8 protein-coding genes are annotated in these 12,850 nt (G+C 39.5%); 1 reads left to right on the top strand and 7 read right to left on the bottom strand.

The genetic code is table 11. The features are described 5' to 3' along the window. Nucleotides 1–566 precede the first annotated feature (566 nt). Nucleotides 567–3,413: a TonB-dependent receptor domain-containing protein gene (locus tag H5160_RS19275; RefSeq protein ID WP_182738414.1), complete on the top strand. Its 2,847-nt coding sequence runs from the start codon at nt 567–569 to the stop codon at nt 3,411–3,413. 422 nt (nt 3,414–3,835) lie between these two features. Here the strand turns inward: H5160_RS19275 and H5160_RS19270 are convergent, their stop codons facing one another. From H5160_RS19270 to H5160_RS19240, 7 genes are all read right to left on the bottom strand, one after another. Next, a complete protein-coding gene (locus tag H5160_RS19270) occupies nt 3,836–5,614 on the bottom strand; it encodes a sugar phosphorylase (RefSeq protein WP_182738412.1) in 1,779 nt (592 codons plus the stop codon). Between the two features lie 55 nt (nt 5,615–5,669). Next, nucleotides 5,670–6,890 carry a glycosyl transferase gene (locus tag H5160_RS19265; protein ID WP_002958673.1) on the bottom strand — a complete coding sequence of 407 codons (1,221 nt, stop codon included), beginning with the start codon at nt 6,888–6,890 and terminating at the stop codon, nt 5,670–5,672. Then, nucleotides 6,883–8,628, bottom strand: a complete 1,746-nt coding sequence (locus H5160_RS19260; RefSeq protein WP_182738410.1) for an HAD-IIB family hydrolase — start codon at nt 8,626–8,628, stop codon at nt 6,883–6,885. Before H5160_RS19260 ends, H5160_RS19265 begins: the two co-directional genes overlap by 8 nt. A gap of 145 nt (nt 8,629–8,773) precedes the next feature. Further along, the gene (locus H5160_RS19255; protein ID WP_149593033.1) at nt 8,774–10,012 is read right to left on the bottom strand and encodes a uracil-xanthine permease family protein; all 1,239 of its coding nucleotides are present in this window, start codon (nt 10,010–10,012) and stop codon (nt 8,774–8,776) included. A gap of 10 nt (nt 10,013–10,022) precedes the next feature. Further along, nucleotides 10,023–10,652, bottom strand: a complete 630-nt coding sequence (gene upp / locus H5160_RS19250; RefSeq protein WP_002958676.1) for a uracil phosphoribosyltransferase — start codon at nt 10,650–10,652, stop codon at nt 10,023–10,025. 146 nt (nt 10,653–10,798) lie between these two features. Beyond that, nucleotides 10,799–11,755: a phosphotransferase gene (locus H5160_RS19245; protein WP_182738408.1), complete on the bottom strand. Its 957-nt coding sequence runs from the start codon at nt 11,753–11,755 to the stop codon at nt 10,799–10,801. Nucleotides 11,756–12,029: 274 nt separating this feature from the next. Beyond that, nucleotides 12,030–12,716, bottom strand: a complete 687-nt coding sequence (locus H5160_RS19240) for a hypothetical protein (RefSeq protein ID WP_182738406.1) — start codon at nt 12,714–12,716, stop codon at nt 12,030–12,032. Nucleotides 12,717–12,850 lie beyond the last annotated feature (134 nt).

Genomic DNA, 12,850 nt, shown 5'->3' with positions numbered 1-12,850 from the left:
CTAAAGTAACTTAAGGAGCAATTGAGACCCCCAAAACTGTAAAGGGGGTTTACACGTTTAGAGCTTTTTAAAGATTAATAATGAAAAATATTCAAACTTCACTTTATTTGAAAATAAAGCCTTACATTAAAGTCATTTTAAAACGGGATTTACATACATAATACTTACAACTAAGTACATATAACACTCACCGCCTGCTCTTTATATAAATTAGAATATTCCTAACTACTTTTAACTAAAAAATAATTGCTATAAAAACCATCTCTAAAATTATAAAAACTATAAACATGTAAACAGCATAAATACAAAACAAACCCACCATGTAAATTAACCATAAATAGCCACCTAATCTCCCCGAACAAACTAGTGTAAAAAATGCAACAATAGCCATTCAAATTATTTCAAGTTGCTTATTTAACAGTAAGTTACTTACTTTTAATAAGATTATCAGCATGCAATAATCGCCGCCCTCATAACAAAAGTTATAGGTTTTTATCTAATACAGACTGTATTAAGTAAAAATAAATATCGTATTAAATTACTATAAAATGTCCTTTGGGAAACACATGAAACGTCATAATTTACTTTCTAATAGCATTAAATGTGCATTAATTACTGCTGCTGCAACAGCAAGTAATTCTGTGCTTGCACAAGATGAGCAAGCAACAAAAATTGAACGCGTTGAAGTAACGGGTTCACGTATCTTACGTGAAGGTGCTATTGCACCTGCACCAGTAACAGTTATAAGCGGCGAGCAGCTAATTAATACTGGCGCTGTAAACATTGGTGAAGCGCTAAACAATTTACCAGCACTTGGCAATACATATTCTATGGCTAACTCAGGCCGTTTTATTGGTACCGCTGGTTTAAATATTCTTGATTTACGTAACATGGGTACAGACCGTACTTTGGTACTTGTAAATGGTAAGCGTCATGTATCAAGCTCTGCAGGTTCTCAAGCTGTAGATACCAATACTATTCCAAGTGTATGGGTTGAGCGTGTAGAAATTATCACTGGTGGTGCATCCGCTGTATATGGAGCTGACGCGGTAACAGGTGTTGTAAATTTTATACTAAAAGACAACATTGAAGGTATGGATTTTAGTGTTACCCGAGGTTTTGCCGATTTAAACAGCTACAACAACGAAAAAGCGACGTTCTCGTACGGCTCTAATTTTGATAACGGCCGTGGTAATGCAGCTTTTGCTATTGAGTACTCTGGCCAAGATTCATTAAATGCACTTGACCACCCTTGGACTAGCACATCTTTTAGCAGCTTACCTAACCAAGCCCAAACGGATGAAAACAAAAATAGTGCTGACTTTCCTGATGATATTTTAACACCTAATGCGGGTTATTACGCCATCAATGATTCAGGTGTTTATGCACTTGAAGATCCAACTAAGTATATTAATAGCTTTAACCCTGATAGCAGCGCACGTGATTTATACATAGGCAATAACGCAGATCCATATTCATGTGCAGAATGTGACTTTTTTAACTTAGGCCAATTTGAAGAAATACAACCTGAGTTTGAACGTTACAACGTAAACTTTAAAGTTAACTACGATGTGACCGACGATTTAAACGTCTACTTTGATGCAAAATACGTAAACAGCCAAGGCGAAAGCATAGGTCAACCTGCGTTTTTCTTTTTCGACAGCGACAACAGCATTAACATTGATAACCCTTACCTAGACCCAGCCATCAAAGCACGTATGCAAGAGGAAGGTGTTGATTCAATCATGGTTAACCGCATGATGAGTGACCTTGGCCGCCGCATTGAAAACAATACGCGTGAAACAACGCGTTTTGTTACCGGCTTAAAAGGTACTGTATTTGAAGATTGGGAATTAGATACATCAGTTGTTTATGGCCAAACTGATCTTGAGCGTGAAAACGGCGCTAACATGATTTTAGCCAACTACTTTAATGCACTTGATGCCGTTGAAGATACAAATGGCAACGTAGTATGTCGTAGCGCTGCTGCACAAGCTGACGGATGTGTGCCTGTAAATATTATGGGTTTTGGCGCACCATCTCAACAAGCTATTGATTACATAAATACGGTATCAGTTGGTACTTCAACAATTAAGCAAACAGTTGTTTCTGGCTCACTTGCTAATGGCGCTATTTTTGAATTACCAGCAGGTTATGTAGGTATTGCATTTGGTGCCGAGTACCGTAAAGAAGAAAGCGAAACTAAAGAGCCAGATAACGCAGAAGGTACTTTCTTTAACGCACTGGGCGAAGATAAAGGCTCGTTCAACGTACGCGAAGTATTTTTTGAAGCGACGATGCCAATTTTAACTGACTTACCGCTTATCCAAGATTTAGTATTTGACACTGCAGTACGTCATGCTGACTACAGTACTATTGGCGAAGCAACTAGCTGGAAACTTGGCCTTGATTGGACTGTAAATGATGAGCTACGTGTACGTGTAACTCAATCTGCAGCACTTCGTGCGCCAAACATTAGTGAAGTATTTGGGGCAGCAAGTCAAACTTTCTACAATGTAGACGACCCGTGTCGCGCCGACAACCTAGGTGACTTATCAAACGGTGCAACACGTACTGCAAACTGTGCCGCATTAGGTGTAGCGAGTGACTTTAACTCAGGTTACGATGCAGCCTCATTAGATGGTTTAACTAGCGGTAACCGCGATGTAAAAGGCGAAGAGTCAACAAGTACAACTGTAGGCATTGTTTACCAACCAGAGTTTTTAGAAAACGCGCTGCTTACTATTGATTACTGGGAAATTGAACTTGAAGATGCGATTGACACAATCGACGCGCAAGACATTCTTGATCGCTGTGTTGATAGCGCAACAGGTATAAACAATCAGTACTGTAACTTAATTACACGTAATGCTAATGGTGAAATTACTTTAATACAAAACTCTGTATTAAATGTTGCCGGCCAAAAAGCATCAGGGATAGATTTTGAACTAGGTTACGACTTTGACGCGCTTGAAGGTAGCTTCAAAACCCGCTTAATTGGTACTTACTTAATTGAACGTAAAGATTACCCGTTCCAAGACGACCCTAGTAACTACATTGAATACGCAGGTACTACAGGTGAAGCTAAGTGGCAAACTAACTTATCTGTAAGCTATGTTATGGATAACTTTTTCTCAACAGTTGAAACACGCTTTTTAAGTGAAGTAGATTTATATACAAATGTTGAGCTTGAAAGTAACTCGAACCCAAGTAACCAAATGTCTTACGGTAAATACTTTATTACCGATATGACTGTTGGTTACAACTTCGATAGCGGCTTAGGCGTTAAAGTAGGTGTTGATAATCTATTTAATCGTAAACTTCCGTACGGTTCACGTGGTACAAGCGCGGGTAGCGCAAGTTACGATAACATTGGCCGCTTTGGCTACATTAACTTAAGCTACAGCTTATAATTAATAAAATACCTTATTAGGGCGTGTTGAGCATTGATGGGTGAATTTGCAGCAGTATGTTTGGTTTTTAGGCAAGGCAGAGCCCATGTAGTGTGGTTATTCCCCATAAATAGTCGATAACTCAGCATAAATACCAAACATGCGCTGCCCGAAGGGTTCTTTCTAGGGACGATTAACTCTTTGTTACCTACATGGATGTAGGTAAGGGGCGTGAGCAGGACGCGGAAGCTTTGCTCGGTTTTTACTTATTCTTACATGGATGTAAGCCAGTAGAATAACGCAGGAGCAGTTATCGAGCCCACTAGGTTACAAACCTCGCGTCGCGATTTAATCGCCCCTAGATTGAACAAATTTCAATCCACAAAGATCAACACGCCCTAGTTAAAACAAAGGCTCGCAGTGCGAGCCTTTTTTAATACATTTTATTTAATATTACTCAGCCACACGCTTTGGTATGGTTCTAGCTCTATTGTTAATTGGCTTTCTTCAATCGTTTTATCTGCCACCAAATCAAACCACTTTTGGGTGTTAATTAAGTTCAAGTCGGCCAATGTGAGCGTTTGTGGTTTATCGCTAATATTATAAACGCAAAATATGCTTTGGCGTCTGTCTATACTTTGTCGCCAAAAACCAAATAATCCCCCTGCTAAATGCAGCGTAAACTGTGTAGCATTTGGGTGGAAGGCACTTTGCTTTTTGCGTACTGCCAATAAGCTTTTTATGCCGTTAAACACTTTATGATGATGACTGTACTTTTCACCAATTGCCGACAGTAGCTTTGACTCTTGCCAACGATGGCGGTTAATAGCACGGTTATGCTGTGAATTTTCAAAGCGTTCGTAATCGTTAGTTGTACCCAACAAACTATGAATATAAAGCCCTGGGATACCTTCAAGCGCAAACATAATTGCGTGAGCACACATAAACCGCTCCAGGCCAAACTTATCTGGGCCATTGTGCGTCCCTTGGAGAGCATCAAATAAAGCAATATTTAGCTCGTACGGTGTATGCGTGCCATCGTTACTGGTTCGCATAGATACACGACCACCAAATTGCATAGTGGTACTTACAAGTGACGCCACTTCACTGGGTTGTAATAAACCTTCAATTGGTCTGAGCCCTACTCCATCGTGCGAGGCTATAAAATTAAAGTATGCCGTACCATTTTGCGCAGGCGGCATGCTCATCATCCAATGCTTAATTGCAGTGCTATCGCCACTAAGTAATGTATGAAGCAATAAAGGCGGCAGTGCAAAGTTATAAATACTGTGCGCTTCGTTGGCATTACCAAAATAAGACAGGTTTTCTTGGTTTGGAATATTGGTTTCGGTAATAATAACTACGCTGGGCTCTGCGTGCTCAATAAGCGTTCGCATGAGCCTTACGGCTTCATGTGTTTGCGGCAAGTTAATGCAACTTGTATTAAGCTGTTTCCACAAAAATGCAACCGCATCAAGCCTAAACAAACGCACGCCATTGTCTAAATAATGCCTAATTATTCCCACAAACTCTTTAAGTACATCAGGATTGCCAAAGTCAAAATCAACCTGATCGTGACTAAAGGTACACCACACGTGTTTTTCGCCGCTTGGTGTAGTTACAGTATTTAATAACGATGAGGTTCGCGGGCGTACAACTTGGCTTAAATCATCCGTTAAGCTGGCCGTTTTGAAATAGTCTTTACCCGGGTGTAAATCATTTAAAAAGTTCTCAAACCATACACTTCTGCTTGAGCAATGGTTAATAACCAAATCCGCCATTAGCTTTACATCTTTAGCGATATTTCGAATATCTCCCCAATCACCCAAGGACTCATTCACTTGCACGTAGTTCATTACGGCAAAGCCTTCGTCTGAGCTGTACGGGTAAAATGGCAATATGTGCAGCGCATTTAACTGCATATCACATTGCTCTTTTATAAACCTGTGTAGTGTTTTAAGCGGTGCCTCCATTGGGCTCGATACGGCAAATTCACTATCATCGTGTTTAATAATAGAGTCGCCATAAGCAATCAATACTATATCTTGTTCATCCCACCGGTTTGTATGGGGTGTCGGGTCGCGCAGTGCATTGCTACCTAATATAATTTTAATGAGTTGCTGAGCAAGCTCAGTAACCGATAAAGGCAGCTCAACACCCTCATAAATAATATGAAGATGTTGCTCTACTCGTTGTAAAAATAATTCACTAACTGTGCTCACATGCGCCCCTAATATTTATTGTTTAGACTTATAGGCTAGTTAACCTGCACGCAGGTTAACTATATTCTTCGTTATCTAGCTCTACGGCTTCTTTTAAGCGCTCAAGTACGTCTGGCATTGCTGATACAACACGGTTCCAACTTGGCACAAATGGCGCTTCCATTGGGTTTTCTAAAAAGTGTTGCCCTGCTTCCATAATATTTTGTGCAAACATTTCTACTGCTTTTTCTTCTTGGTGTACATCAAGCGTTAACCCGTTCATTAGCGCGTCGTTATGATACGTTTCTATAAAATCTAAACCGATACGGTAATAAGTCGCTTTTAATGAACGAATTGTTTCGCTGGTAAAAGTAACACCTTGAGTCGCCAGCTTTCTAAACAATGCCTTAGTAATATCAATCGACATTTTAGACAAACCTGCACTTTGATCATCAAGTGAAAGTTCTTGGTGTTTATGATCGTAATTATCGGCAATATCTACTTGGCACAAGCGGTTATGCGAATAGTTACGATACATTTCACTCAGTACACCTATTTCAAGGCCCCAATCACTTGGGATACGAATATCGTTTAATACATCGCGTCTAAACGAAAACTCACCTGCAAGTGGGTATCTAAAAGAGTCCATATATTCAAGGTAGTCGGTATTGCCTAAAATTGTTTTAAATGAGCGAAGCAATGGCGTTACTAATAAGCGCGATACACGGCCATTAATTTTGCCATTAGCAGTACGCGGGTAAAACCCTTTACAAAATTCATAGTTAAAACGCGGATGCGCAACGGGGTAAATTAAGCGAGCAAGTAGGCTTCTGTCGTAGGTTAAAATATCGCAATCATGCAGCGCGATAGACTCTACTTCTGCTGTTGCTAATTTATAACCCATGCAATACCACACATTACGCCCTTTACCCAGCTCACGTGGTGCAACACCTAGCTCTTGTAATTCTTTATCTAGTGCTTGTAAGCGTGGGCCGTCGTTCCATAATACTTTATGGTTTTGGTTTAGCTCTTTAAAAAAGCCTAGTGCATGACGGTACTGTGCTTCGTCGGCTCTATCTAAGCCTATCGTAATTTGTGATAAATATGGTACTTCGCGTAATTCACTAACTATATTTTGCAGCGCAGGGCCTTCAAGTTCACTAAATAGCGAAGGAAGTATTAACCCCATAGGGCGCTGCTTACTAAAAGTAAGTAGCTCTTTTTCTAGGTCTTCTATTGGTCTGTCGGCAATATTATGTAGTGTTGTAATAATGCCATTTTGGTAAAAATCAGCCATGAGATGTTTGCTCCTCAGAAATACTTAAAATACTGCTAATACACGGCAACGACGTTATTTCTTCAATCCAGCCCAGCGGTGCTGGTGATTGAGAATATCGTGCTTTGTTGTGCGACAATTTAACCGGCTTTTTACTCGCCGGATTGGCAATAATAATGGCGATATTTGCGTGCTCTAACATTTGCTTATCGTTATCGCTATCACCCAGTGCTATAACCGTGAGAGGCTTTCTGAAATGATGGGTAAACTGTTTAACTAACCACTGCTGTGCAGCGCTTTTATCGGTATTTTTGGCAATATGAATGAAGCGTCCACCAATTTTTATATCGTAGCCGAGTGCTTCAACGTCGTTTACAAAGGCTGTGAGTAATTCGTCATTGCCATACCAATAAAGAGGGTCTGAATAATCGCGAGTTTGTGCGCGTCTTGCTTGTGCATCGTTTAGCCCGGTAAGCTCTGATATTTGCTCACTCGATAAGTCACTAAACAATTTGTAATGCGCTTTATAATCCGCCTTTAAAGTATTTAAATCATTTAATAAACTCGATAACGGCTTTGCCATTGCGTAGCACCAATAAGCGCCTACTTTTTTACAACCAATTGGCTTTAATTCAAAATAGTCTTCTGGAATAAATACCGCTGCACCGTTTTCGACAATAAAAGGCTGTCGAATATTTAAATCGTTTTTAAGCTCTATAACTTCGCAAAAAGTTTTGCTGGTATTAAACACCACAGGAATATGCGCATTTTGCAGCTGCTGTAATAACTCACTGATATTATTTGTATTGTAATCGGCGTGATCGAGTAATGTACCGTCCAAATCTGTAAAAATAATAGGTTGAAGGGTGTCATCACTTGTTAGGTGCATACCGCTAATATCTCGGTTGCTATCAAGTTCAATTAAAGCATTTGCTTTAGCGCTCAGTGTGTTTAAGTTCTCACGCGTAATGCGCTCAAAATGAGAAATAAAATACACCAATTGCTCGTTAGTCATGGTGCCTGAGCCTTCACCTTTTTTGGCTATTAGCTTTTGTTCTTGCTCTTGTCGCCATGTAAAAACATCACTAAAACTCGGTGCTTTTAGCATAACGGTATAATCAATTAGGTTAAAAACGGCTTTATATTCATTTGCCAAACAGCTATTTACACAGCGGCGCCAAACGCCTTCTTTATCAAACTGTTGCTCTAACTCGTTAAGCGGCTCACTCAATGAAAACAGCGGTTGTGGCTCACTGCCCACGCACCACCCTTCTAAAATAACAATATCAACTGGCTTTTCATTTGTTAGCCAATCACTTGTTGGCACGCAGTCGTCTTCGTGTTTATTAAAACGGGGAAGCGGTACGTTTACCTCTCCTGCCAGTAAATTAGTTATTGTGCTATTCATTAACGCTACGTCGTGAGTACCCGGTACTCCGCGAGTAGTAAAAAGAGGATGTACGTCTTTGGCAAGCTCAGCACGTGCTTGTTTTGCTAAATAAAAGTCATCAATAGACAATGCTACACTGTTAAGTGGTGTGTTTTTAGAAAACCACGTAACTAAAAAATCTGCGAGTGTTGTTTTTCCTGAGCCCTGGCATCCATTTATGGCAACAAAAATAGGAGTATTTGTTTTTTTAGATTCGAGGATGTCATGCGCAAGTGGAACAAAATATTGCTCACTCAAATATTGATACTTTAAAGGCAGTTGGTGTTTTGCTAAAAACGGGGTTATATCCACAATATTGGCCTCTGACATAGTAACTCCTTTGCATACGATGCGTTCTGGAAATTAAATGCAGATACTAGACCATTATTATTTTTGTATATTTATTAATAGGTTAAAAAAATAGCGCATTGAAAATGCGCTATTTTGGTGCAATATTTTTAACTTACGTGCACTATTAACTCTCTTGAGGCTGCGCCTTAGGTAATACAAGGTTGAGTACAATGCCTAAAATAGCGCATAAACTTACGCCCTCTAAACTAAATTGGCTACCACCTATATGCATACCGCCAATACCGCACACCAAAATAAGTGCAACAATACTTAAGTTACGTGGTGCTGTTAAATCATCGCCCGACTTAACTAATGTATTTAAACCCACTACAGCAATAGAGCCAAAAAGTAGAATCATAATGCCGCCCATTACAGGTACAGGTATAGTCTGTAAGCCAGATCCCATTTTAGCAACAAAGGCTAAAATAATGGCGATAATGGCTGTCCACATCATTACTTTAGGATTGAAGTTTTTGGTAAGCATAACTGCTCCCGTTACCTCTGAGTAAGTAGTGTTAGGCGGGCCGCCAAATAATGATGCTGCAGACGTCGCAAGGCCATCACCAAACAAAGTACGGTGAAGCCCAGGTTTTTTCAAAAAGTCTTTATTGGTTACTTGGCTAATAGCCATCATGTCACCAATATGCTCAATTGCAGGTGCTATTGCTACAGGCACCATAAACAAAATAGCCTGCCATTTAAACTCAGGCCATGTGAAGTTTGGTACAGCAAACCACTGTGCGTTAGTTACTGCATCAAATTGCACAACGCCCATACCAAGCGATAAACAATAACCCGCAACAACCCCTGCCAGAATAGGTATAAGCTTAAATACGCCTTTTCCCCACACTGCAAAAATAAGCGTAACCACTAACGAGAACAACGAAATATAAATAGCACTGTTGTAATCAATAATTTGAATACTTCCGTCGCCACTTTTACCCATCGCCATATTTACAGCAACAGGTGCAAGCGCTAAACCAATAACCATAATTACAGGGCCTACAACCACAGGCGGTAAAATTTTATGAAGCGTTGCAACGCCCTTAAATTTTACTAATAAACTTAAAAGCATATAAGCAAAGCCCGCTACCATTAAGCCGCCCATAGTGGCTGGCACGCCCCACATTTGCACAGCGGCAATAATGGGTGCAATAAAAGCAAATGATGAAGCTAAAAATATAGGCACTTGGCCTTTAGTCACTACCTGAAACAGCAAAGTACCAATGCCAGCGGTAAAAAGCGCAACATTAGGATCCAAGCCCGTTAAAAGTGGCACTAATACCAGTGCACCAAATGCTACAAACAGCATTTGCGCGCCTGTTAAAATAGTTTTTATTGAAAAGGTGTCATTATTTTGCACTTAAAGACTCCTAAACAGTACCGAATATTTTGTCGCCCGCATCGCCTAAACCAGGGATAATATAGCCCTTTTCGTTTAAGTGGCTATCTACAGAGGCTGTAAATATTTCTACGTCGGGATGTGCTGTAAGTGTTTTTTCCACACCTTCTGGTGCAGCTACTAATACAATTACTTTGATTTCTTTACAGCCTGCTTTTTTAAGCATATCGATTGTGGCAATCATTGAGCCACCGGTTGCAAGCATAGGGTCAATAACTAAGCTTAAGCGCTCATCAATATTACCAACAAGCTTTTCAAAATATGGTACTGGCTCTAGCGTTTCTTCGTTACGTTCAAGACCAACAACACTTACTTTAGCGGCTGGTAATAGCTGCATAACACCGTCCATCATGCCAAGACCAGCACGCAAAATAGGCACTACGGTAATTTTTTTACCTTTAATGTGCTCTACTTTTAATTTATTGCCATCCCAGCCTGTAATTTCGTTATCTTCTAACTGTAGGTTTTTAGTTGCTTCGTAGGTTAATAAGGTTCCAACTTCAGAACATAATTCACGAAAGCTTTTAGTACTAATACCATGCGCTCGCATTAGGCCTAGTTTATGTTGAACAAGAGGGTGAGAAATAACGTGAATTGCCATGATATAAACCTACTGATACAAGAATTTGCAGTATTTTATATTAAAAAAGGTCATTTGACCTGTAGTTTTAAAGAGATTTTCATACATCGTGCCAAAATGTATTGTTTTGCCTGATATTTATGCAAGCAATCAGCCCGTTGTGTTTATTAAATGTTACTCGCTAACCAGCTATTTACTTGCTGTTGCATATAACTATTTATTTTTTGGTGCTCGGGGCTCCAGCCAGCTAAAAATCGATAAAAGTCAGCCCATGCAGCAGGCCATAAAGCGAGCCAATTGTCAGCTATTTTAACTGCTGGTGCTGTAGGATGATAAGTAGTAATAGCAGCCTTTAAATTGTCAAAATAATACGCAAGATACTCATCAGCGCACTCGTGTAATTGTGCATCACTCAAGCAACTGGTCATAAAATACATTACATCAATTATCCCAGAACCTGCACCTATATACTGAAAATCATAACCGAGTATTTCATCGCGCTCATTTGCTGCAAAGTTAGCAAGTTTTGCATCGCCATGAATCAGCGTTTTATACGTACAACTTTGTAGCTGCTCATCTATTTTATGTGCAGCATTTTTAATATCGGACTTTTTATCAAGGTTATCTTTTAGTTTATTAAACTCATCTGGGCGCGTGCTTAAATGCCAGTAGTTGCCTTGCTGCCATAACCCTTCAGCGGGTTTACTTAAGTTAAACGCATGAAAGTGTGCAAGCCACCTTAATATAGCTTTAACATGTTGTGGCCCTGCTTGAGTAAACCCATGTTTGGTGAAATCCTTAAACACCAGCGCATATTCATCATCTTTATTAATTGCACCTATACATTCAATACTTTGCGCATGTACTGGTAAATGCTGGCTATAAAGCTTATAAAATGTGTATTCAACACTATATGAGTGCTGCTTTCTTTTAAGCGCAAATTCGCTTTGTTTAATTTTAGGATGGTGTATATAACTGGGTATTTTAATCGCTTTAATAACGCAGGCTTTATCATCAAGCTGGCACTGCACAATACTGCCACATCCACTCCAAAGTGATGTAAGCGTATCGCCAATTTCAATGTGCTTAAAGTGAGGTTGTAATAAAGGAATGTAAAATGCCATAGCTATATTAAGTAATTAAGTTTTTTGTAGTTTAACATTAGTGGACGTTTTTAATAAAACTAAGGCATAAGAAAGCTCCACTTGGTTTTATACAAGTTTGTATGTAAATAGTGGCTAAAATCACTATGCCACTACACATAGACTCCCCACCAATCATCCAGTGATTTGGCAAAGATACGTGAACTTTAACTAATCCTTCGTTGCTCATTTAGATGCCTAACACTTACCATAACCGGTTTGTGGCGTTCTTCCACAAATCCGGTTAATGGTTTTGTTAGGTAACCGGTAACTCCGAGCTATCAATTGAAAATATAGGTTTCTCAACTCTATTAGTAATTGTGAAAATTGAGTCACGCCATGCTCCGTGGAAAAGAATAAACCAAGTTGAGTCCCTGAATTGGTTCGAAAATAACTGCTTTGAGTATAAAACACTACCACTCTTATCAATCAATGCAAAGTTGATATCTATCCCGCCAATTTTATAAGTTAGGGTCGTAGTAGCTCGGATATTCCTAGACTTATTCCATTTGCTGGTTTTTTTATGTATTCGTTCCAACTGGAAATCACAACCTAAGACCTTTTCAGCAATTAGATCAATGGTGTTTAAAATCTCAAAAGGTACGTTGATCCTATTTCCTATAATTTTAAGAGAATCAGTTAGATAATAAAGAGACTTAACACATTTACTATGGTCGGAAAGTTCGCAAAAATCATCGAATATAAAGTCATCTCTTTTATAAGCCGCTATTCCATCAGATCGTGGTGGGATGTAATCCTCACCTGAATATCTTCCCAGATATACATTCAGCTTTGCCAACCCTGCAAAATCAAACTTATCAGGCAGATATATACAAAAAATATCTTCAACTAAGTTCCAATAGTTCATCAAGTACTTATTTTGTTCAAGCTTCTCTTTACTCGATTTACCACCGTTAACTAATTGAACATCGCGAAGTATCATTAGGTTACCTAACGCCGCCAGCAGCGGCCGAGTGAAACGAGGTCCAGCGACCGTAGGGAGCGATGCTGGCTGGCCTTGTTATGAGCTTTTGCTAGTGCCACAACAAATTATTCTTATAGTTCACAGGAGGTTTT

Origin of the sequence: Pseudoalteromonas sp. SG43-4, from assembly GCF_014164325.1 — a bacterium.
GTDB classification, from domain to species: domain Bacteria; phylum Pseudomonadota; class Gammaproteobacteria; order Enterobacterales; family Alteromonadaceae; genus Pseudoalteromonas; species Pseudoalteromonas distincta.
The sequence above is the reverse complement of the archived record's forward strand: the minus strand, read 5'-3'. Positions and strand labels throughout refer to the sequence as shown.